The organism is Pontibacter pudoricolor, from assembly GCF_010092985.1.
Taxonomy (GTDB): domain Bacteria; phylum Bacteroidota; class Bacteroidia; order Cytophagales; family Hymenobacteraceae; genus Pontibacter; species Pontibacter pudoricolor.
Window position 1 is genome coordinate 2,534,541 of the sequence record NZ_CP048106.1, and the last position, 25,304, is coordinate 2,559,844.

Here is a 25,304-nt window from a genome sequence, read left to right on the forward strand (position 1 = left end):
TCGTCGTGAATTACAATTTTCCTTCCAAGCCCCTTCGATAGCAGAAACCACAAAACAGATACCTGGCGAATTTAAATAGTTATAAAAAAATATAGTTTAAATTATAATTACGAACGACCGTTATTTTTCCTTTTTATTAAGGTATTAATATATTATAGTTAGCTTATTTATTAGTTTTCAACACTATAGCAGTATAAAAAATTGCTACGGGAGAAACTATAATTTGTTATTATTGCTTTACAGATCAGCTCAAACTTTCTAAATATTATACTAATTAAGTTATTGATACATCAAACATAACGCATGTTGAATACATCAATAATTTATATGTTTTTAGTGCAATTTATTTTGATAGTAGACCAATTATAGTACACAGTTATACGAATTGCTTATGAGAATACTTCTACCGCTGGTGTTCACTTTATTGTTTTTAGGGTTTTTACCATCAGCTGCATTATCGCAATGTCAGCCGCCTTCTGTTACCCTTCCGGATGACATTGGTTACTGCGGCCCGAGAGCTATAGCTTTTAGCACAACCAACCCAGCCCATACGCCGAAATATTCTAACGATGCCCTAACGTATTCCTGGAAGCTGAACGGAACTGTGGTAGCAACTACTGCTTACCCAACTATAAACTTCCCGACACCGGGCACACACACCGTTACTGTTACGGTTACCAAGCGTTGCGGAAGGGATGAAATTGCAAGAGCCGAGGATACACAGCTTATAACGATAGAAGCAATTCCGGCTGCACCTGATGTGGATGACATGGCCGTATGTACAGGAAGCAATGCCACGCTATGGGTAAACAATGCAGACCCGAACCTGATCTATAAATGGTATAACAAAAGCACAGGCGCATTGCTGGTATGGGGCACCTCTTATACTATGAACAACGCCAGCTATATGCAGGTAGAGGTAGAGGCTATAACAGCCAACGGATGTACTTCTCCCCGTACTACAGCAACTATAACTTCCTCTTTAACCAACGGAAATGCAACCATACTGAACGGTAACCAGGAAATATGCGCCGGCACCAGGCCCCGCACCATTGATGGCAACGCACCCCAGAACATGACCTTTCAGTGGTTACAAAGCACTACAGGTGCCGGTTCCGGATATAGCCCAATTGCATCAGCTACCGACAAAAGCTACTCACCTCCCCCACTTTACCAAACTACCTGGTACAAAAGAATAGCTTACAACGGCGGTTGCGGCGAAGAAACCAACCCGGTAAAAGTAACTGTAACAGCCATCCCTCCCACACCAATCGTTTCTGACCAGCTGGTATGCTCTGGCGAGCGGGCCCGGTTTGTAGTTTCGAACAACGATGGCAACACGATTTATAATTGGTATGCCACAGCCACCAGCACTACTATGCTGGGCACCGGGCCAACTTTTATAACACCTCAGCCAGTAACAGGTCCGGTAACATATTATGTAGAAGCCACAACTACTGCACAGACACAGTGCTTTAACACAACCCGGATTGCAGTAAATGCCAATGCAACACCAGTTATTGCTAATAACAGTATTTCGGCAAACCAGGCCATGTGTACCGGTGGCAAGCCGGAACCCCTGATTGGCACTACACCAACAGGCGGTGGCGGTGGCTACATTTACCAGTGGCAGCAAAGCACAGATGGCAACACGTTTACGGATGTGCAGGGAGCCAATGCCAAAGACTTTGCGCCTGCTTCGCTTAAGGTTACGACCTGGTTCCGAAGAACCATAAAGGCGGCCAGCAGCTGCCCGATGAATATAAGTAATATAGTTGTTGTAACGGTTACGCCAATGCCTGCAACTATAGATATTGATGATCCGATGATTTGTTATGGGTCCCCGGCCTCTATAGTTGTAACCAACCCTGAACCTGACTTTACTTACCGCTGGTACGATGTTGCCGAAGGCGGGACGTTGCTGGCTACGGGCACAACCTATACGACAACCCCACTTACATCAAGCAAAACGTTTTATGTAGAGGCCACTTCCGATGCCGGTTGTTATAGTGTGCGCCGTTCTGTGGAAGTAACAGTTACTGCCTTACCTGGTGTACCAAATGCGGCCAATATCACTATCTGCGAAGGCACCAACGCTATACTGGCCGTAGAACCTACCGATGCCGCAATCTTCTACAGATGGTATGACAGCAACAATACACTTGTCGCTACAGGCATCAACTATAGCACTCCTCCGCTAACCGTTAACACAACCTATTATGTAGAGGCCGTAACAAAAGCTTCGCCGGGCTGTGCAAGTCCTAAAGTAGCCGTAGAAGTTACTGTAACACCAAAAATAGACGGAAATACTATCTCTACTGACCAGGTACTTTGCAGCGGTGCCAAGCCTGCTCCGCTGCAAGGCACCGTACCAACTGGTGGCGGCGGCGGTTATACCTACCAGTGGGAATATAGCATAGACGGAAGTTTATTCTATACGATAACAGGAGCTACAGGCATACACTTTGCCCCAGGCGCTCTAACAGCCACTACCTGGTACCGCCGAAAGGTGAACGCTACAGGCAGCTGTAAAACGTCTGTAAGTAACCTGGTTAAGATCACTGTAAATCAATTACCTGGCGCTCCTACAGCCACAAGCACTTCTATCTGTACCGGTTCCGGAGTTACGCTGGCTGTAAACAGCCCGGATGCCAACCTGACTTACAAATGGTACAGCACGGCCACAGGTGGTTCAGCCATTGCAACAGGCAGCACCTATAATACAGGCATCCTCACATCAGGCAAAGATTATTATATTGAGGCTACTTCTGCCACTGGTTGCGTTAGCCCGGCCCGTGGAAAAGTATCTGTAACGGTTATCCCGCTTCCTGCTACCCCGGAGGCCGACAATGCCTCGGTTTGCGCGGGTGCTACGGTAACACTAAAAGTACTTGCTCCTGATGCCAACCTGGTTTACCGCTGGTATAACGATGATACGGACGGAACACTGCTTGCAACCGGCACCAACTATACAACCGAAGCCCTGGCTGAAAGCTCCATTTTTTATGTAGAAGCATCAACCGTTGAAGGCTGCACGAGTTCTGACAGAAAGCCGGTTTATGTGAACGTAACGCCATTGCCAGCTATCCCGGATGTATCCAACACAACTATCTGCTCCGGCGATGCGGCAGTGTTATTTGTAAACAACCCGGACCCTACGGCAACTTATCACTGGTACCTGGGCGGCTCGTTGCTTGCATCGGGTGTTACCTTCACTACTGATATTCTGGCTTATAGCACCACCTACCACGTAGAGGCCGTTTCGAATACAACAACTGCCTGTCCGAGCCCTGCACGTCGTGCGGTGGTAGTTACTGTTACGCCGAACATTGCCAATAACACTATCAGCAGCGCGCAAACTATCTGTAGCGGAGGCACGCCATATACGCTAACAGGCACGCAGCCAACCGGCGGAAGCGGAACCTATACGTACCAGTGGGAAAGAAGCGAAGACGGCACAAACTTTTCCAGTATTGCCGGAGCCGTTAATTCCACTTACAGCCCGGGTTCGCTAACTATAACTACCTGGTTCAGAAGAAAAGTAAAAGCAGCTGCAGGCTCCTGCCCTGAACATGTAAGCACCCCGGTTAAAATTACCGTATCTCCTCAGCCAACTACACCAACTGCTCTTAACACTACTGTTTGTAATGGAGAAAGAGCACAATTAAGCATTTCAACACCAGACCCGTCGCTGACTTACAAGTGGTACAGCACGGCAACAGGCGGAAGTCCGGTAGGCGTTGGTGCTACCTTACTTACAGAAACCCTTACAGCTACTACTACTTATTATGTGGATGCTACCAGCACAACTGGCTGCACCAGCAACAGAAGAGCCGTAACTGCTACAGTAAGACCACTACCTGAAATGCCGCAGGCGCTGGATAAAACTATCTGCGCAGGAAGCAGCACAACCTTATCTGTAACAAACCCGAACGCAACGCTGGCCTATCGCTGGTTCAACGCAAGTGGCGACCAGGTAGCTACCGGAACTACATTCACAACTGCTGCGCTGCAAACTACTACTACCTATTATGTAGAAGCATCAACAGTAACCAACCCTGTTTGTGCCAGCCCACGCAAAGCAGTAGTTGTATCTGTAACACCTATCCCGGGCATGCCTGCGGCTGAAAGTGTAGCTATCTGTACGGGAAGCGCGGCTGTGCTTACAGTTACCTCTCCTGATGTATCGTTTACTTACAACTGGTACACTTCTGCTACAGGAGGTTCTGCCATTGGCACAGGTACTTCGTTCAACACCGGCACCCTTACTTCAGCCAGATCGTTTTACCTGGAAGCTGTAACAGCTGCTGGTTGTGTGAGCGCACGTTCTAAAGTTGATGTTACCGTAACGCCACTTCCTGCAACACCAACAGCAGACAATGTATCGATCTGTGCCGGCGCTCCGGCCACCCTGACAGTAAAAGACCCAGTTGCCAATGTTTCGTACAGATGGTACACTGCGGCAACCGGTGGCACGTTACTGGCAACAGGCAACAGTTACGCTATTGGCTCTGTAGCAGCAACTACAACCTATTACATAGAGGCAGTAACTACAGGCGGATGCGCCAGCACTTCACGTGGAACGGTTACGGTACAGGTTACGCCATTGCCGGCTACTCCGAATGCTGATAACGCTACCGTTTGTGCAGGCAACAGCACTACCCTTTGGGTGAAGAACCCGGAGCCTGGCCTGATCTATCGCTGGTACCAGGATGGCGTACAGATTGCAACAGGCATTTCTTACACTACCGAAGTGCTGAACTATAGCGCGACATACCAGCTTGAGGCTGTCACAAACAACAGCAACGCCTGCGTCAGCGCTTCGCGCCGTACCGTTAGTGTTACCGTTACGCCAGCCATCACAAACAACATTATCTCTGCAGACCAGAACATTTGCAGCGGCACGGCACCGGCAACCTTTACCGGAACACTGCCGGCCGGCGATGGCAGCGACTTCTCGTACCAATGGGAGCGCAGCGAGGACGGGGTTAACTTCTCGATCATCGCAAATGCAACCGGACAGTCTTATACAGCGGGAGCTTTAAATGCGACAAGCTGGTTCAGAAGAAGAGTAAAGTCAAACAATAACTGCCCAGAACATGTCAGCAACGTTGTTAAAGTAACTATAAACCAACTGCCCGCTACCCCGCTTGCTGATAACGCCACTACCTGTGAGGGAAGCACCGCTACGTTAAGCGTTAAAGACCCGAACGCTGCATACACCTATCGTTGGTACACAGTAGCTACCGGGGGCAGCATACTGGGTGTTGGCACCACTCTTACCACACCTGCTGTAACTACCAATACTACTTATTATGTAGAAGCATCCAACGCGACAGGTTGTTTAAGCCCACGCAAAGCAGTTACGGTATCAGTAACGCCATTGCCAACAGCTCCGGTAGTAAAAGACCGCAGCATTTGCGTAAACGAGCAGGCTATTCTGGCGGTAAGTTCTCCAAATGCAACCCTGATCTACCGTTGGTATAACAGCGCCGGAAACTTGTTAGCAACCGGCCCTACCTATACCACCGATGCGCTTTCAGCCAACACTGTTTACTATGTAGATGCTGCAACTATAGCAACGCCATCTTGCATAAGCAACCGCAGTACGGTTATAGTAAGCGTAACGCCATTACCAGCAACGCCACAGGCAACTGATGTAACCGTATGCTCGGGCAGCACGGCAGACCTTGCCGTGAAAGATGTTGACCCGAACCTGACCTATAAGTGGTATAGTACAGCAAACGGCGGAACAGCGCTGCATACAGGCTCTACTTACAGAACGACAACGTTAACCTCAGGCAGAACATATTACATTGAAGCTGTAAATGCTGCGGGCTGCATAAGCACATCGCGCAAAGCCGTATCTGTAAATGTTATTCCTATTCCATCTGCTCCGGTTGTAAATAACACCACCATTTGTGCAGGCAGCAGTGCTACCCTGACTATAACAGCACCGGATGCCTCGCTTACCTACCACTGGTATGATAATACCGGTAACCTGCTAGGCTCTGGCACTTCGTTTAACACAGGAGCACTAAGCAGCACTACCAACTATAGTGTGGAAGCTGTTGCCCTTGCTACTACCGGTTGTAACAGCACACGCCGCACGGTAACGGTAACAGTAACGCCATTGCCAGCTACGCCGGAAGTAAACCAGCCTACTATCTGCGCCGGAGCTACGGCAACCCTGGTTGTACAAAACCCGGTACCATCTGTAAACTATAACTGGTATGATGGAAACGAGAACCTGATCACGACCGGGACATCGTTTACGACAGGCACACTTACTGAGAGCTCGCTATATTACGTGGAAGCTGTGACCAGTAACGGTTGCGCCAGCCCGGCCAAAGAAGTGGTAACTGTAAAAGTGCTGCAGCCGGTAAGCAACAACGCCATCACAGCTGAACAGGTCATTTGCTATGCGAGCGCACCAACTACACTTAGCGGAACCGAGCCACTGGCAGGAGGCGCTAACTATAGTTACCAGTGGGAGAAGAGTGAGGATGGCCTGAACTTTACAACTATAACCGGTGCCACCACGCAACACTATAGTCCGGAAGCACTTACAACCGATACCTGGTTCAGAAGAAAAGTAGTAACCGATGGCCCTTGCAAAGAGAATAACAGCAACATAGTAAAGATAACTGTAACGCCTCTTCCTGCTGTACCAACTGCTGCCAATGCTACTGTCTGTGCGGGCTCATCTGCCAGCTTAAGCATATCCGGTGCGGTAGCAAACTATACATACCGCTGGTTTAATGCCGCAAGTGGCGGAACAGTGTTGAGATCCGGAGTTACCTTTACCACCCCGGAACTACAGGCAACTACCACTTACTATGTAGAGGCAATTAACGAAGCCGGATGTATAAGCCCAAGAAGAGCTGTAACTGTAACCGTAACCCCAATGCCTGGTGCGCCTGTGGTTGCCAACAAAACCGTTTGTTCAGGCACCCCGGCCGTTCTGAGTGTCAGTGCACCGGATCAGTCGCTGGTTTATAAATGGTATAACAGCATCGGTGAGCAGGTAGCTTCCGGCGCTACTTTCAACACTGGCAGCCTAACTACTACTACAACATATTATGTGGAAGCAGCCACTACAAGCGCTCCTTTCTGTGTAAGCAGCCGCAGCACCGTTATAGTTACCGTAACCGATCTGCCAACTATACCTGTAGTTGAGAACACCAGTGTTTGCGCAGGCGAGACAGCTACGCTTTCTGTTCTTGTTGTAGATCCGGCCTATACTTATAAGTGGTATACTTCGGCAGCAGGCGGAACAGTAGTTGGCTCCGGCGCTACTTACAACACAGGTGCCTTAACATCAGACAGAACCTATTATGTAGAGGCTGTTTCGGCGGCAGGTTGTGCCAGCCAGCGGGCAAAAATTGCTGTAACTGTAACGCCACTGCCAGCTGCTCCTTCTGCGGATAATGTTAGCATTTGCGCAGGTCAGCCGGCAACACTGGCTATAAACGCACCGGATGCTAACCTGTCTTACAGATGGTATAACGCGGCTACCGACGGAACGCTGCTGGCAACCGGCGACACGTACACAACCGGAAGCCTGTCAGTTAGCGAGACCTACTATGTAGAGGCGGTAACAGCCACAGGCTGCGCCAGCACAACCCGCAAAGCAGTAACCGTAAATGTAACGCCACTGCCAGCTACGCCAGTAACCGAAAATGCTTCTATCTGCGCGGGCAGCAGCACTACCCTGTGGGTGAAGAACCCGGACCCTACGGCATACTATAACTGGTATAGCGGTGGCGCGCTGGTTGGTACCGGCATTTCGTTTGCTACCGGTGTGCTCAACTATAGCGCAACATATTATGTAGAAGCAGTCAGCAATACGGGTACAGCCTGCAGCAGCGCTTCGCGCAGCGCGGTAACTGTAACTGTTACGCCGGCTATTTCCAACAACTTCATCACTGCAGACCAGAATATTTGCAGCGGCAGTTCACCAGCTACACTGACTGGCTCGTTGCCAAACGGTGGAGGCGGAAACTATAGTTACCAGTGGGAACGCAGCGAAGATGGCGTAAACTTTACAGCCATCAGCAATGCCACCACACAAAACTATAGCCCGGCTGCCCTTAACATTACTACCTGGTACAGAAGAAAAGTAAAAGCAGTTGGCCCATGCGGCGAGCAGGTGAGTAACACGATCCAGATAACTGTTCAGCCGATACCAGCTACTCCGGTTGCCGACAACACAACAATTTGTGCTGGCGCTACTGCTACGCTGAGCGTAAAAGATGTAACTCCTGGCTATACCTATCGCTGGTACACGACACCAACCGGCGGAAGCGCAATCGTAACCGGAACATCTTTCACAACTACACCATTGGAGAGCACAACCACCTACTATGTAGAAGCTGTGAATGCGACAGGTTGTATCAGCTCAAGGAGAACAGTTTCTGTAACGGTAATGCCTTTACCGGAAGCCCCGATGGTAGCAGACCAGAATATCTGCGCCGGCGAACAGGCCATACTGGCAGTAGAGAACCAGACCGCCAGCCTGACCTACCGCTGGTACGATAGCAACGGAACTTTACTTGCAACAGGAACATCCTACACGACCGCCACACTAAACAGCAACGCTACTTATTATGTAGAGGCAGTTACGTCTGGTGCGCTAAGCTGCGCAAGTGGCCGAACTATAGTTGCTGTAAATGTTGCTACCAGACCTGCCACTCCGCTTGCTGATAACACCAGTGTTTGTGCAGGCTCATCGGCCCAGCTTTCTGTGAAGAGTATCATCCCGGGCATTACTTATAAGTGGTACACGGTAGCAACCGGCGGAACTCCGGTATTTATTGGATCTGCTTACACTACGGCTGCCCTTACTTCTAACAGAACCTATTATGTAGAGGCATCAACAGCGTCGGGTTGCACCAGCGAGAGCCGCAAGGCAGTTACGGTGACGGTTATTCAGCAGCCAGCCATGCCGGCTGTAGCCGACCAGACCATTTGCCAGGGCAGCGAAGTTGTACTGACAGTTTCTAACCCGGATGCCAGCCTGATGTACCGCTGGTACAACCAGGGCGGAACGGCCTTAGCAACCGGTACTTCCTACACCGCACGCGGACTGACAGTTAACACCATGTTCTATGTAGAGGCGGTAACAACTACTTCTCCTGGCTGCGTAAGTGCCCGCGAAACAGTATATGTAACCGTAACGCCATCGCCGGCAGCACCGCTTGCCGATGATGCGAAGATCTGTGCAGGCTCTACAGCTACGTTGTACGTGAAGAACGCGACACCAGCTGTTGTGTACAAGTGGTACGATGACACAGAAACATTACTGCACACTGGTACAACCTTCACAACTCCGGTGCTTGCTGCCGATGCCATTTACTATATTGAGGCAAGCTCAGGTGCAGGTTGCGTGAACCCGAATCGTACAGTGGCTACCGTATATGTTGCCCAGCCAATTATTAACAACACGATAAGTGGCAACCAGACCATTTGCAGCGGCTCTGACCCAAGCACACTTATCGGGTATGAGGTAATGAGCACCGATGGAACCGTAACCTACCAGTGGGAAAGCAGCGAGGATGGCATCAACTATAACATCATTCCGACGGCAACAGGCAAGAACTATAAACCAGCTACCACTTTTGTTACTACCTGGTACAGAAGAACGGCAAGCGTAGAGAACGGAACCTGTCCGGCCCAGAAAAGTAACATCGTTAAAATCACGGTTATCTCTGCTCCGGCAACACCACTGGCCAGCAACGTAACTATCTGCGCTGGGTCAAGAGCTACCATGTCGGTAACATCCCCTGAGTTAGGTTATACCTACCGTTGGTTCAGTGTAGCAAGCGGAGGCAACAGCCTTGGCACGGGAATAACATTTACAGCAGATGGCCTGCAGGCGGAAACTACTTATTATGTAGAGGCCGTGAATGCCGGTGGCTGCGTGAGTGCCCGTAAAGCAGTAACCGTGTATGTTACCCCATTGCCAGCCTTACCACAGGCAGCAGATCAGGTGATCTGTTACAATGAGAAAACGACGCTAAGTGTTACCAACCCGGATGTAAAACTGAACTATAGATGGTTCGACGGAAACGGAATACTTGTAGCAGATGGCTCATCATTTACAACAGCAAACCTGAAGCAGAACACCATGTTCTACGTGGAAGCTTACACCACCACTACACAGGCCTGCGCCAGCCAGCGCAAAGCGGTTATGGTAAGTGTAATGCAACTGCCAACTGCTCCTGAAGTAGACAACCGTGCTATTTGCGAAGGCAGCGGAACAACACTTACCGTGAAGCAGGCAGCTGCAGGCTTAACCTACAAATGGTACAGTGCAGCAACCGGCGGCATAGCCCTGGCAACAGGAACTACCTACGAAACCGGCGCCCTTACTTCAGACAGAACATACTTTGTGGAAGCAACCAACACCTCTGGTTGTGTTAGCGAAAGAACTCCTGTAACTGTAAGCATATCCGCATTGCCGGCTACCCCGATCGCATCTAACCAGCAGATATGTGCCGGCGAAACGGTAACGCTACGTGTATCACAGCCGGATGCTTCGCTCAACTATAGATGGTTCAGTGAATCGGGTAAGTTACTGGCAACCGGAAACACACATTCTATCTCAGGATTAACGGCCAGCACTACGTACTATGTAGAGGCTGTAAATGCGGCAGGCTGTATCAGTCCGAAGCGCCAGTCGGTGGTAGTAAGCGTAACGCAATTGCCAGCTACACCTTCCGTATCGAACGCTTCGATCTGCTCCGGCGAAACAGTAACCTTATTTGTTAAGAATCCTGACCCGACAGTAGAGTACAGATGGTATAACGATGCCGCCGGAACAAACCTGATCGGTTCCGGCCTCTCTTACACGTCGAAAGATGCCCTGTTCTCTACCAGATTATACTATGTAGAGGCAGTGAATACAGGAGGTTGCAGCAGCCCGACAAGAGCCCAGGCTATAGTTTCGGTTACAGCTAAACCGGGCGCACCTATAGTTGATGATGTTACAATTTGCAGCGGCGGAAGAGCTAAACTGGAGATCATTCAGCCAGATCCATCGCTTGTATATAAGTGGTACGATGCGAACGGCACAATGCTCCATACAGGTACTACTTACACTACATTCCCGCTGTCTTCCCAGGCAACATTCTATGTAAGAGCTAACACAACCTCACCTACTGCCTGTGCAGGACCAAGCGAGGCGGTAACGGTTAGCATTATGTCGTCGCTGGCTAATAACACGGTAACAGGTAACCAGACCATTTGCAGTGGCGCCATGCCGGCTCCGCTGTCAGGTACGGTGCCTACAGGCGGTGGAAACGCTACCTTGTCTTACCAGTGGGAGCGCAGCGAGGATGGTGTAAACTTTGTGAGTATAGTTGGAGCTTATGCCCAGGAATATGCACCGGGCGCCCTTACGCAGAATACATGGTTCAGAAGAGTTGTGAGAGCAGCAGGCCCTTGCGGCGAAAGTGTAAGCAATGCCGTTATGGTAACTGTAACACCACTTCCTGCTACGCCGCTGGCTGATGATGTGACCATTTGTGCCGGCAGCACTGCTACCCTGCGCATCAAAAATCCATCAACAGGAGCTTCCAACATTACCTACCGCTGGTACTACACTGCTTCCGGCGGAACGTCTATTGCATCGGGTATCAACTTTACAACGCAGCCACTTTACACCAACACTACCTATTATGTAGAGGCTGTAAACGCGACTGGTTGTGCAAGTAGCGCCCGCCGTGCGGTAACTATAACTGTAAACCAGCTGGTGACAGATAACACCATCAGCTCCGCACAGCAGATCTGTACTGGTAGCATACCGGCAGCCTTAACAGGTTCGGTGGCCTTCCAGCAATCAGAGAACTACACGTACCAATGGCAGCAAAGTCCGGACGGTTTAAACTACATGAACATTTCGGGCGCTACGGGGCAGCACTACGCACCAACCCAGGCCCTGACTAAAAATGTATGGTACCGTCGTGTTGTTCAGATCTCCGGCCCTTGCGAAGATCACATCAGTAATGCCGTGAAGATGGAAGTTGTTCCGTTGCCGACATTGCCAACTATAGCATCTGTTTCGGTTTGCCCGGGTGGCAGTGTTACCCTGCAGGCAACAGGCGTATTGCCTGGCACAAGGCTGGAGTGGTTCGATGCACCGAAAGGAGGCACTTACATTGCCGAGGGTACGACATTAACAGTTACACCATATTCGACTACTACTTACTGGGTACAGGCTGTGAACAGCAGCAACTGCGAAAGCAGCGCCCGCAAAGAAGTAACAGTGACCGTGGTAGACCCTGTAGCAAATGTAAGCGGTGATGTCACCATTATGCAGGGAAAGGCTACCAAGTTGGTTGCAACTGGTGGTGCTACCTATAGTTGGTCTCCGGCCACCGGCCTGAGCGACCCTACAAGCGCCACGCCAATCGCCAAACCGGAAGTAACGACCACTTATACTGTAACTATAACAACTGCTGAAGGCTGTACAGCTTCGGCTTCGGTAACAGTAAATGTTGTGCCGGCTATAGTTCCGATGAACGCCATGACACCGAACGGCGATGGTATAAACGATGTGTTCTATGTAGAGAACCTGGAGCTTTACCCGGATTGCCGCGTGGAGATATTTACCCGCTGGGGCGAAAAGATATTCGAAAGCAAAGGCTACTCTGAACCATGGAACGGTATGCGCAACGGCAAGCCAATGCCACTCGGCGCTTACTACTACATTATTTACCTGTCGCGAGACGAAGCACCTATTTCAGGAAGTATAACAATTATTAAGTAATGCCAGCTATGAGACGTATTTTAACTATAGTAGTGGCACTGGTTGCCGCAGCAGGCACCGCACTGGCGCAACAGCGCCCTCAATACACACAGTACGCTTTAAACAATTACCTCACAAACCCTGCAGTAGGCGGCATAGAAAGTTATGCCGACCTGCGCACCAGTTACCGCGGGCAGTGGGCAGGCGTGGAAGGCGCACCGGAAACCATGTATGTCACTTTCCATGGTTCTATCGGCAACCCGGACAATGCTAAAACATCACCAAAATCCAGGAAGGCGAATAAGTATGGTTTCCCTACCCGCAACAGCTATAAAAAAGCCGTACCGCACCACGGTGTAGGGGCAGTTGTGCAGGTTGATAAAGCAGGACTTTTGCGTACCTCAACTTTTAACGCGACTTACGCTTATCACCAGCCTATTACCCGCTATTTAACTTTATCCAGCGGACTGGCAGGTGGCTTAACGCAATACAATGTCGATGTGGACCGTGCCAAGGTACTGGACCCAAGCGACCCTTACCTGGTAGGCGGTAATATGTCGGCAAGTAAAGTGGATGTGGGTGTTGGGTTATGGTTATACAGCCCTGACTTTTATATAGGCTTATCCGGAATGCAGTTACTGAAAAGCAAGCAGGAAATTGTAACCACCGATGACCCGGCCATGAACCTGCAACCGCACTTTTACGGAACAGCCGGCTTCCGTCTCCAAACCTCCAGCAACCTGGCTGTTGTGCCTTCTGTTATGGTAAAAGCAACCGGTTCGGCCACGCCTGCAGTAGATGTGAATCTGCGCGCTTTGTATGCCCAGTATGTTTGGGGAGGCATGTCGTATCGTCATAATGACGCATGGGCTGTAATGGCAGGTATTAACCTGAACTATATGTTTGATGTAGGTTATTCCTACGAGGTGGCCACTTCCAGCATGAGCCGTGTTTCCGCAGGAAGCCATGAGGTTGTAGTTGGTTTTAAACTGAATAACGCCAGCAGAGTGCTATGCCCGCAGTGGGTATGGTAGTAATTTACAGTTGAGATTTTGAAATCCCGGCAGCTGTATAGTTGCCGGGATTTTTGTTTTACCTCACCCCAACCCTCTCCTAAAAACAGGAGAGGGAGATTCTGTAAAGTTATAGTTCGTACTACTGGCGCGAGTCTCCTGACTCAACTGGCCGGCAGCGACAAGAATTGCAGTAGCCAAGGCTATCGTTTTATAGTTGGGAACTAAACACACCCCTGCCCCTCTCAAGAGGGGAATTTCTGCTGCTGTTATAGTTTACAATTTAGTTCTATAGTTGCAGTCTATCCGTAGGGACAGGTCGCGACCTGTCCCTACGGATTGGGATTGTAGAGACGCAATACTTTGCGTCTTTTTTGGGTTGATATGATCTCTACGCCCTCGCTCGCGGGACGCGAGTGTGAGTTACCTGCGGACTCTGGCCGCTTTGACCTGTGCCTGAGGCACAAGTGGCGGGACGCCATTAAGAAGCTCACACTCGCGGGACGCGGGCGAGGGCAGAAGGTATCGTTTTATGGCTACTATTTTAACCCATCCCTGCCCCTCCCGAGAGGGGAATTTCTGACTCTGCTATAGTTGGTTTTATAGTCTTACAGTACAGCCTGTCGATCGGACAGGTCGCGACCTGTCCCTACGAAACTATGGGCACGGTAAAGCGATGCAACTATAGCAGTTCCTTTAAACTATAGCTATCGAACTGATCACAGTCTTTGGGTTGAGCGCCTTTGCTTTGTTGCGATGCCGCCAGGCAACACGAGGTACGAGGGTAGCAAGAAAGCAGCAGCGCGATGCCCTTATCGAGGGCCCCTACCCCCAAGACGGGGCCTCCCGGCCGTGAGGGCACCAAAGCCAACTATAGAACAGTAGGCAAGTAAAGCTCCCAGGATTGAAAGTAACTATAGAAGAAAAGGCTTGGGGGCTGATCGTAGAGAATCAAACTATAATCTATAATAGATTTCTCACGATGCTCGAAATGACAAAAGTGTAACTATAGGACAATTAAAATCTCTCGGCTTTGCTCGGGATAACAAAACCCTGTAACCAAATCCTACTTTCATCGGAAATAAAAGAAGCAACTTGTGAGAAGAGCCAATTCAGGTGAAACCATTACCTTTGCAAACTATAACGCAATAAACACATGAGCGCCAAAAACCTACAGCTACTACTTGAGACAGCCTATGATACAGAGAACCCACAGGTCTTTGAGGAAGGTGCTGCCAATGTCTACAAAAAATTTGAAGAATCTTATAAACTCTTCGTTCAGACAGGCAAGCCAACAGATGAGCTGAATTTTAGGTTTGAGCGTGTACGTTTGGGCGTAGGTATTGCTTTTCTGAAAGCTTATACCCGACTGGCTGATAACGAAACCAGTGTGGAAGCGCTGCAGGTATTACAGGAAGCCATTGCTGCGAAAAGCTCAAAGGAGATCGACAAGATCGTCCAGAAAAAGATCAAAGTGTTTGATAACCTGTACCACGAGATTTTTGTAAACGAAGAGCGCGAACACATACTTGGCCTGTTTGAAGCTACCTTAGATGCCAGTTCTAAAGAAGAGCTCGATGAACTGATGCTGGAAGGTTTGGAGCTGCTGACTGCCATCGATTTTGAACACCATGCCCAGCAGGACGATGACGACGAACCGCTGGACGAAGATTTCCTGAAAAGCATACAGTAGCCCAACTATAGCTTGCCCCATGGAAATCACCCTGACCACCCCTGCCCTGTTGTTTCCGGCTATTTCGTTATTGTTGCTGGCGTATACCAACCGTTTTATGGCCCTAGCTAACCTGATCAGGAGTTTAAAACAACGGTATGCCACCACACAAAGCCGCGTTGTTTTCGGGCAGATCGAGAACCTGAGAATACGGCTGATCCTTATCCGTAACATGCAGGCATTGGGCATATCGAGTATGTTTGGCTGCGTGTTTTGTATGTTCATCCTATTTGCCGGTTACGAAGTAGTTGGCAAATATGTATTCGGGTTAAGCTTACTGCTGCTGCTTGGATCGCTGGCCTTAGCCCTGCGCGAAATACAGATATCCGTAAAAGCCCTGACCCTGGAACTTGATGACCTGGAAGAAGAAACTGAGAACAGTTAGTAACTAGTTAAGAGTTAAAAGTGAAGAGTTAAAAATTAACTGAACATCACTACACACAACTCTTAACTCATAACTCTAAACTCTTAACTATAAAATGTCCGATCCTAAAAAGCTGGCGATTAAAGATTTTGTGTACGAGCTGCCAGACGACCGAATCGCCAGGTTTCCGCTGCCCGAACGCGACCAATCCAAATTGCTGTACTATAAAAACGGAACTATAGCCGACTATAGATTTACCGATCTGCCTGAGCTTTTGCCTGCCGATACGTTACTGGTTTTTAACGATACCAAAGTAGTGCAGGCGCGGTTGCTTTTTCAGAAAGAGACCGGCGGTATAGTTGAGATCTTTTGCCTGGAGCCGGTAAAGCCATATACCGAAGTGCAACTAGCTATGCAGCAAACTGAAAGCTGCACCTGGAAATGCCTGGTAGGCAACAACAAACGCTGGAAAAACGGCAAACTGTACCTGCACTTCGAAGGCGGAACTATAACAGCCGAACGCGAAGCTCAACAGGACGGACATTTCCTGATAAACTTTGCCTGGGAGCCTGCCAATCTGACCTTTGCCGAAGTGCTGGAACGTTGCGGTAAACTGCCGCTTCCTCCTTACCTTAACCGCGACCTCACTCCCGACGACCGTACCCGCTACCAGACCATTTATGCGAACCAGGAAGGCGCTGTAGCGGCCCCGACTGCCGGCCTTCATTTTACAGATAAGGTAATGGCAACTATAAAATCCAAAGGCATTACCACTGCATACCTGACGCTGCACGTGGGTGCAGGCACTTTTAAGCCGGTGAAAGCTGATGTAATGGAAGCGCACGAGATGCACGCCGAGCAACTGTATTTAACCAAATATTTTATAGTTCAGCTGCTGGAGCAGGTAGCGCATAACAAACCGGTTATTCCGGTAGGCACAACCAGTATGCGCTCTTTAGAGAGTTTGTACTGGCTGGGCGTTAAAGTTCATCAGCAACCTGTCCTGCCACAAAACCAGCTGCACATTACCCAGTGGTTTGCTTATGAAACTATAGATCTGCCCACACCAACTATAGCTTTAACGGCACTGCTTAACTATATGGCAAATTATAAAACCGACCACCTGCACGCCAGCACCCAGATCATCATTGCACCGGGCTATAGTTTCAGGATCTGCAGCGGCCTAGTTACCAACTTCCATCAGCCCGAAAGTACGCTGTTGTTACTGGTTTCAGCATTGATTGGCGAGAACTGGCGTAAAGTTTACCAGCACGCCATGGACAATAACTATAGATTCCTGAGCTACGGCGATAGTTCGCTGTTGCTGCCGTAGTCTGAACCGGGATTAATGGATTGGACCGATGTAGAGACGCAATACCTTGCGTCTCCGCTATGAAACGTAGTGGTTTGAACCGGATAAACTTAACTATGCAACTATAGCCCAGCAAGTCTGAAGGCTCGCATCCACTGTAAGTCACCGGTTAGATACCGCCAGCATTTTCTTCTACTCTGGTAACTATAGCCGCAACTATGGCTCTATAGTTTCTGAACTTTCAATCAATATCTAAATCCTATCTCTCCGTAGCAGAGACGCAAGATATTGCGTCTCTACATCGGTCCAATCCATTAATCCCGGTTCAGACAAAAAAACGCCTGCCCTGGATAACCAGAGCAGGCGTTTTTAATATTTTGGAGAGATCATCTCCTCATCTTCAGATTCCCAGATCTACAAACCGTACTGAGAAATGAGGTAAACCAGTGAGGCCATGGAAGCGGCGCCTAACTGCATTTCGCGGCGATTCACGGTTTCAAAAGTGTCGATGTCGGTGTGGTGATAATCGAAATAACGCTGTGAATCGGGTTTGAAGCCGATAAGGGCTACGGTGCCCTGCCCTTTCAGCGGGCCTATATCAGCGCCACCATGTCCGGCTCCAATTTCGTGAAGGCCGTAAGGGGTCAGCAAGGGTTTCCAGGTCAATGCTTTCTGTATCTGCGCTGGAGTAGCTTCCATCCCGAAACCGCGCGGCGTAAATCCACCGGCATCCGACTCGATAGCTGCAATATGATTCTCGCCTTTGGCTTTGGCTTCCTCGGCGTACTTACGGCCACCACGCAAACCGTTCTCCTCGTTCATATACAACACGGCACGTATCGTACGCTTCGGCTTTATGCCCAGGTCTTTAAACAAACGCAGCACTTCCATAGATTGTACTACACCTGTGCCATCGTCATGAGCGCCTTCGCCCAGATCCCATGAATCCAGGTGACCGCCTACAACTATAATCTCATCTGGTTTCTCAGTTCCTTTCAGTTCCCCGATCACATTATAAGACAGCACTTCCGGCAGGTTCTCGCAGGTCATGCGCATGTAAAACTTCAGGTTCGGGTCGTTCTTAAGTTGTTTGCTCAGCAGCTCAGCGCCTTTTGTGCTGATGGCTGCGGCCGGAATCTTCTCCACGCCATCCTGGTAGCGGGTGTTGCCGGTATGCGGAACATCCTGGATCTCGTTGGCCATAGAACGAACTATAACTGCCACGGCCCCCAGTTTAGCAGCAGCCACCGGGCCACCGCCACGCTGGTCTACAGCGCCACTATAAGCCGCCATCGTCTGTACATGCGTGTTATCGAAAGGACGGTTAAAGAACACGATTTTGCCTTTTACCTTTTTCTTACCCAGTTTCTCCAGTTCTTCGAAGTTGTGCACTTCCACTACTTCGGCTGTCAGGCCGCTTTCGCCGGTGCCTATAGAAGAGCCAAGTGCTGCAATGTTCACGTCCGTAGAACCAACCTGCCCGCTCAGAACACGTCCGATCTCTTTATCGCCGCGCACCCAATGGGGCACCATTACTTCCTGTACATACACCCTGTCAAGGCCCATTTTGTTCATTACCTGCCTGCCCCACTCTACGGCAGCTGCTGCTTGTGGCGAGCCGCTCAGGCGTGCTCCAATGTTCTTGGTAAGGTAACGCAGGTCCTCGTAGCTTTTGGTGCTGGTAAGGGCGTTGTCGTAGATCTGCTTTATAGTAGCAGAATCGGAGGGAGCGGTTGATTGGCTTGCCATGGCAGGCACAGCTACAACCGTTGCCGCAGCTAACAGGAAGTGACGGAATCTGTTCTTAAATAACATTATGTAGGTGAGTTGTTTAGTTAGGTTGTTTTGTTTGTGCCTATAAGTTAGAAAATACTTTCCGGAGTTATAACATATAACTAAGTCTATACTTGCACTTTCCTGCTGATTTTATAGTTTGTCGGGGTTAGGTGAAGTTTTAAACTCTCTGCTCTTCCGGACAAGGATGTCCGAAAAAGCAGAGAGCTGATCTATTAAATTCAACAATCAGCCATTAACAATCAGTGGGTATTACTTCACATCCAGAATCTTCTTCAGGTCCTGCGGCTTTAGCGTGAGTAAACCAACTTCAGGTAAGCGTGTGGTTAGCTCTTTCCAGTTGTCGTCTTTCTTGTATACTTCGCGGAGCAGCTTGGTGGCGCCGTTTACATCGCCGTTGTTGGCCAGGGTAATGGCATGCCAGTACTTCATCTCAAGGTTATTCGGGAACATGGTTTCGGCTTTGGCATACTCATCCATGGCTTTTTCCATCTGCCCTTTTTCCACGGCCAGGTCGCCGTTGTTCATGTGTTCGTAGGCACGGTATACTTTCAGGAGTCTCGCTAATTCATCCAGTGGTTTTTCGTGATCATCTACACGCAGGTCTATGGTTTTATCATCCCAGGGCTTGTCTGTTTTTGCACCTTTTACCACCACCAAAACTGCCGATTGTTTTCCCCGGATATCACCGCCTTCGCGTTCGGCTGCCTGCATGGCCAGTAGCACACGCTCCGCCAGTGGCTTGCCTGTGCTTTGTTCAAAGGCTTTTGCCATGGCCGGCCACACTTTGTCGGTCAGCATCATGTTGGCCTGCACCGAAAAGTTTTTGCCTGTAATGTGTCCGGCATAGCGGATGCAGTTTTTACCGGTATGAGTCGCCACGCGTCCCTGCGCATCCAGTATAGAAACCTGGCGCACTTCCCGGCCTTCATCGTCTTTTAAAAGGATAGCCAGTGCTTCTTCCGGTGTTTTGCCTTGCTTTAGAAGCTCCAGCCCGCGTAACCCGAACGACTTGTTTGTGAAGGACTGGGTAGCTACCACACCAACCCCGGCCTCTACCCAGGGCACAGCCGTACCCACCGAAAACCAGTGGCTTTGTACGCCCACGGCCATTTCGCCGGTTTCGGGGTCGCGGGCAACTATAGAATAGGTATGGGCAAGTGGCTCTTCGGTTTTAAACACCTGTGCGCGGGCAGCAGGCATTGCCAGGCAGCACAACGATGCCACCGTGTAAAGCGTCTTTTTCATGAAGTTCAGGTTCATAAGAGAAATTTTAATACTATAACTATACAGCAAGTAAGGCAAGGATGTTGAGAGACTAAACTTTAACTTCCTGAGCAGTAGCAACCGGAAGTTACAGCCACAACTTCGCTACAACGTATAAGTATACTATAAAAATCAAAAAGCTACAATACAGGCCGCATTCTGCCGCCAACAAAAATGCTATACATGAAAAACCCTTATCCTGAGAAAAAGAAACACCGCCTGGCTATACTGATAGATGGCGACAATGCGCAGCCCAGCCTTATAGTTAAGTTAATGGCCGAAGCCGGAAAGTATGGCCAGATAACCATCCGCCGAATATATGGCGACTGGACCACCCCACAAATGAACGGCTGGAAAGAATGCCTGAACAACCACGCTATACAACCCATCCAACAATTCCGCTATACCATCGGGAAAAATGCTACTGACAGTGCCTTAATTATTGATGCTATGGATTTGCTGCACAGCGGGCTCGTGGATGGTTTCTGTATCGTTTCATCAGACTCAGACTATACCCGACTGGCCACACGCATCCGGGAAGCCGGTATTTTTGTGATGGGCATCGGGCAGCGCAAAACTCCTAAACCGTTTGTAAACGCCTGCAATATTTTCATCTTCACCGAAAACCTGGTTGATAACATTGAAGAAAAGCAGATTGCGGAAGCGGAGAAATCGCCTGAAAACGGTAGTCATTCGCGCCCTAACCCGGTTCCGTTGCTGAAAGAGGCCTTTAGTATGGCTGCCGACGAAGATGGCTGGGCACACCTGGGAGCCATTGGTGTAAACCTGCGCCAGCTCGACCCCAGCTTTGACCCGCGCACCTTTGGGTATGGCCAATTGCTACAGCTCATTAAAGCGCAGAAAGACCTGTTCACGATCCGGAAAGAAGACGACAAAGGTCCCTCGGCCGTGTATGTGAAACGGGCCAGCAGGAAGCGCAGCAATCGGAGGCAGGTTGCTGAGTAATGTATGATGAGTAATGCCGCAACTATAAACTATAAATCTATGGAAAAGCTATTCTTCGTTTTTATTGTTTTACTGCTGAGCACACCTGTGGCTTTCGCCCAGCAAAAAATGAGCTGCTGCACCAAGCCTGCTGCTGATGCCACTACACAGTTTGCCATGCTGGGAAGCGATAAAAGTTTTCAAGCGAAACACGACAACCCGTTGCCTTTTACCTTGCAGAACCAGAAAGGCAAAATGGTAACTTTTAAAACGCCTGATGGCAAGACCGGCAGTGCCTACGAGATAAAAGCGCCTGAAAAGACCGATGATTACCTGCTGGTTTTCCATGAGTGGTGGGGCCTGAACGATTACATAAAACAGGAAGCGGAACGACTGGCAAAAGAACTGGGCAATGTAAACGTGCTGGCGCTGGACCTGTACGACGGCCGTGTGGCTGCCGAACGGGAGAAAGCCGTGGAATACATGCAGTCGGTTACGCCGGAGCGGGGAAAAGCCATTATAAACGGCGCTATTGCCTACGCCGGCAAAGACCCCGATATTGCAACTATAGGCTGGTGCTTTGGTGGCGGCTGGTCGTTGCAGGCAGCTATAGAGGCCGGTGATAAAGCCGAAGCAGCTGTTATTTACTACGGCATGCCCGAGCGTGACGTGGAACGGCTGAAAAAGCTGGACGCACCGGTGCTGGGAATCTTTGCAAAACAGGATGCCTCTATAACTCCGGAAATAGTGCAGGACTTTGAGCAGAAAATGAAACAGGCCGATAAAAAAGTAACTATAAAAATGTATGATGCCGTGCACGCTTTCGCCAACCCCAGCAACCCCAGGTATGACAAGCAGGCCGCAGAAGACGCATACAAATTAGCCATTGAATTCCTGAAGAAGCACCTGGATTAAATAAAACCAGAATAAACTATAGTTAGCTACACAAAAAGCGGCAGCCATCAGTTGGCTGTCGCTTTTTGTTTTAAAATTTCTTAACCATCCCTACCAACTACTCATCCAACTATAGCCTTTGCTCTTTTCAGTTATTGCATTTCAGTTTTGCTAATACCACCTCCCTTAATTTGAAAATATCAATTAATTATATAACTATTTTTGTTTAATCATTAAACTATAGTTTGTCCTCATTAGTAAATCGATTTATATTTCATATGAGCCCCATCTCCGAATATTTACATCACCCTCACCTCCTTAAATAACTAATTAACAATACGTTACTAAGCATTTAACATTTTTTTAGGCTCAATCCCCAACGATGTTTAAACAAGTATAGTACAAGGCTACTCTAAGCTACACCTTAAACAATACAATACTAACAAACCCTTATTTTATAACTATTTCAATATTATGTAAAACTTTTAACTCACCTTACCTATGACTAAAATTCTAAGTTTTATTATGTTATGCTTCTTTCTGACGGGTAACATAAACGCACAAAATAAACTGGATAGCGAGCTGAAGAGCTTGCTGCAAACCACTACCGGCTCTGTCGGGGTTATAGTTACTTTCCATGGCGATGCTGCTCCCACTCCTGCCCACCTGCAACTACTTAATACACTTGGCATTACCAAAGGCGTAACATTCAAATCGTTACCTATTGCGGGCGTACTGGCCACAGCTACTCAAATAGCCGCCTTAGAGCAAAACCCGGCAGTGCGCTCCATCTACCTCAACAAGAAACTGTCTTACTACAACTACAACGGCACACATTTAACCGGCGTGCGAAAAATACGCACTGACAAAGAAATGACTGCCCGCAATAATGGCATGCCCGTTTCTGGTAAAGGTGTAGGTGTGATGATAAACGACAGCGGTGTGGACGGCACCCACGACGACCTTAAATTCGGGACACACCTGGTGCAGAACGTTTTAGGTGCCACTAACCTTAACGCACTGGATGCCATGCTACCGGTAACGTGGCTGGAGAACGTACCCAACACCGACACAAACTCCGGACACGGCACGCATTGCGCCGGCTCGGTTGGCGGTACAGGGGCAAAATCCGGTGGCTTATATGAGGGAGCTGCTCCCGGCGCTCACCTGATCGGGTATGGTTCAGGTGCTGCCTTGTTTGTACTGGACGCAATCGGCGGTTTCGATTATGCCCTTACGCATCAGTACCAGTACGGCATCCGCGTTATATCCAACTCCTGGGGAACCAGCGGCGATTTTGACCCGAACAACCCGGTAAACGTGGCGTCTAAAATTGCTTACGACCGTGGTATTGTGTCGCTGTTTGCGGCTGGTAACGATGGCCCAAGCTCTGACACACATAACCCGTATGCTATTGCTCCCTGGGTAATATCGGTTGGTGCCGGCGATAAAGACGGCCGACTGGCTGACTTTTCTTCGAGAGGGGTGAAAGGCGAAGGCGGTACATTCACAATGGATGGCGAATCCTGGACTTTTGAGAACCGCCCAACTATAGTGGCACCGGGCGTAGACATTGTTTCGACGCGTGTAATTGCCCCGATTGCCTCCCTGGAAGTGCAGCAGGATGTGGAGAAACTAGATCCGGCGCACGTGCCATTTTATACCCACATGAGCGGTACTTCCATGGCTACGCCGCATGCTGCCGGTATAGTTGCCCTGATGCTGGAGGCTAATCCATCGTTATCGCCTGCGCAGGTGAAAGAGATACTGCAGAAAACAGCTACCAACATGCCGGGGCATGAGTCGTGGGAGGTTGGCGCCGGATATGTAAACGCCTACGCCGCTGTAGATCATATTTTCCGCAACAGCACCTATGGCACCTACGCCAACTATACCAGAAGATTCAACAGCAGTGTTACCTCGCAGTCAGAAACAACGCCATTTACGATAGACTATAACCCGCTGCTGGCCGCTAACAACCAGATGACTTTTACTGTTGTGGAAGGCACCAACAGTATAGAAGCTAAGATAAGTGCAGGTGGTTTATTAGGCGAAACAGGCAATCCGGTTAACCTGATACTGTTAGGCCCGGATGGCAGTGAGCATAGAGCAGGTATTCCGGTAACATTTACACTAGCTTATGACAGGGGTGTTGCCGTAGCATCGCCGGCTGCAGGCCAATGGACACTGAAAGTAGAAGGTTTGAACGGTATAGCTCTACCTGAAACTATAAACGGAACCCTGAATGTGCAGCGCGTAACCGGTACCACAGGCTTATCTGATATTGCAGGGCATCCGGCAGAAGCATCTATTAAAATGGCTGTTGGCGCACGTTTGGCAGATGGCCTGAACGGGAGCTATAAACCAGATGACTATTTAAAGCGCATCCAGTTAGCTGACTACCTGATGATGGGCCAGGCTATCCGCCAGTTTATGCCGACCAACGGCTCCGTAACGTTCTCTGACCTGAAGGGAAGCGAAGTGCTATTAGGTGAATCGGTAACTGCCAAAGGGGCAGCATTAAGAGACAGGCTGTATGCTTATAATGGCGTAATGTTGCCAACAGGTACAGGCAAGTTCTCGCCAACAGGTAATGTAAACAGGGCAAGCCTGGCTTACTCGCTGGTGCAGGCACTTGGCCTGCAGGAACATGCCCTGGCCAGAAATGGCAAAACGGTTACAGTTACGGTAGATGGCAAACAACTCCCGATCGAAGATGCCAAATATATTCCGGCTGGCCTGGAAGGCTATGTTAGCATCGCGCTGGAATTAGGACTGATAAATGCCTACTATAGTGTTACACAGGGTCCTTTGGATCTATTCCCTAAAATGCATGCCACTTTTAAGCCAACGCAAAATGTTACGCGTGCCGAGTTTGCGGTTCTAGTTACCAGAACATACACCAGCTGGAATGCTGTTACGCAACCGGTTGCCACATCATCTACAAGTGCGATGCAGGCAGCACAGTGGGAAGAAAGCTATGCTTACCCGAACCCAAGTACCGGCCTGAGCACCATCAGCTATTCTGTTACCGCAGAAGGCCCGGTATCAGTAGAGGTGCTTGATGTAACGGGTCGCAAAATACAGACACTACTTACCGAAAAGCAGTCCGCCGGCCGCCACGCGCTGCAGTTTGATGGAAGCAACTTACCAAGCGGCACTTACCTGTATAGGGTAACCACAAATGGTAAAACATTTACCAACAGGATGGTAATAACAAAGTAAGGTACTGA

Annotated in this window: 10 protein-coding genes; 8 read left to right on the forward strand and 2 right to left on the reverse strand. The window is 49.3% G+C overall.

Annotated features, from left to right (window positions below):
* The first annotated feature begins 391 nt into the window (after nucleotides 1–391).
* The 5 genes from GSQ66_RS10860 (at nucleotide 392) to GSQ66_RS10880 (ending at nucleotide 17,193) form a co-directional block, all read left to right on the forward strand.
* Nucleotides 392–12,772: a gliding motility-associated C-terminal domain-containing protein gene (locus GSQ66_RS10860; RefSeq protein ID WP_162427491.1), complete on the forward strand. Its 12,381-nt coding sequence runs from the start codon at nucleotides 392–394 to the stop codon at nucleotides 12,770–12,772.
* Between the two features lie 8 nt (nucleotides 12,773–12,780).
* Nucleotides 12,781–13,785: a PorP/SprF family type IX secretion system membrane protein gene (locus tag GSQ66_RS10865; protein ID WP_162427492.1), complete on the forward strand. Its 1,005-nt coding sequence runs from the start codon at nucleotides 12,781–12,783 to the stop codon at nucleotides 13,783–13,785.
* A gap of 1,135 nt (nucleotides 13,786–14,920) precedes the next feature.
* Entirely contained in the window at nucleotides 14,921–15,457 is a 537-nt protein-coding gene (locus GSQ66_RS10870) for a hypothetical protein (RefSeq protein WP_162427493.1), read from the forward strand.
* 19 nt (nucleotides 15,458–15,476) lie between these two features.
* Nucleotides 15,477–15,881, forward strand: a complete 405-nt coding sequence (locus GSQ66_RS10875) for a DUF2721 domain-containing protein (RefSeq protein WP_162427494.1) — start codon at nucleotides 15,477–15,479, stop codon at nucleotides 15,879–15,881.
* Nucleotides 15,882–15,975: 94 nt separating this feature from the next.
* Nucleotides 15,976–17,193 carry an S-adenosylmethionine:tRNA ribosyltransferase-isomerase gene (locus GSQ66_RS10880; RefSeq protein ID WP_162427495.1) on the forward strand — a complete coding sequence of 406 codons (1,218 nt, stop codon included), beginning with the start codon at nucleotides 15,976–15,978 and terminating at the stop codon, nucleotides 17,191–17,193.
* Nucleotides 17,194–17,586: 393 nt separating this feature from the next.
* Here the strand turns inward: GSQ66_RS10880 and GSQ66_RS10885 are convergent, their stop codons facing one another.
* Both GSQ66_RS10885 and GSQ66_RS10890 read right to left on the reverse strand, forming a co-directional pair.
* Complete coding sequence (locus GSQ66_RS10885; protein WP_162427496.1) at nucleotides 17,587–18,987, reverse strand: M20/M25/M40 family metallo-hydrolase; 1,401 nt, start codon at nucleotides 18,985–18,987, stop codon at nucleotides 17,587–17,589.
* A 231-nt stretch (nucleotides 18,988–19,218) separates the two neighbouring features.
* Nucleotides 19,219–20,214, reverse strand: coding sequence for a DUF1028 domain-containing protein (locus GSQ66_RS10890; RefSeq protein ID WP_162429021.1), 996 nt, complete (start codon nucleotides 20,212–20,214; stop codon nucleotides 19,219–19,221).
* Between the two features lie 201 nt (nucleotides 20,215–20,415).
* Between GSQ66_RS10890 and GSQ66_RS10895 the strand changes: the two genes are divergently transcribed.
* From GSQ66_RS10895 to GSQ66_RS10905, 3 genes are all read left to right on the forward strand, one after another.
* Nucleotides 20,416–21,198, forward strand: a complete 783-nt coding sequence (locus tag GSQ66_RS10895; RefSeq protein ID WP_162427497.1) for an NYN domain-containing protein — start codon at nucleotides 20,416–20,418, stop codon at nucleotides 21,196–21,198.
* A gap of 39 nt (nucleotides 21,199–21,237) precedes the next feature.
* Nucleotides 21,238–22,092 (forward strand): dienelactone hydrolase family protein, encoded by an 855-nt coding sequence (locus GSQ66_RS10900; protein WP_162427498.1) that lies wholly within the window; start codon nucleotides 21,238–21,240, stop codon nucleotides 22,090–22,092.
* A gap of 480 nt (nucleotides 22,093–22,572) precedes the next feature.
* Nucleotides 22,573–25,296, forward strand: a complete 2,724-nt coding sequence (locus GSQ66_RS10905; RefSeq protein WP_162427499.1) for a S8/S53 family peptidase — start codon at nucleotides 22,573–22,575, stop codon at nucleotides 25,294–25,296.
* The last annotated feature ends 8 nt before the right edge of the window (nucleotides 25,297–25,304 follow it).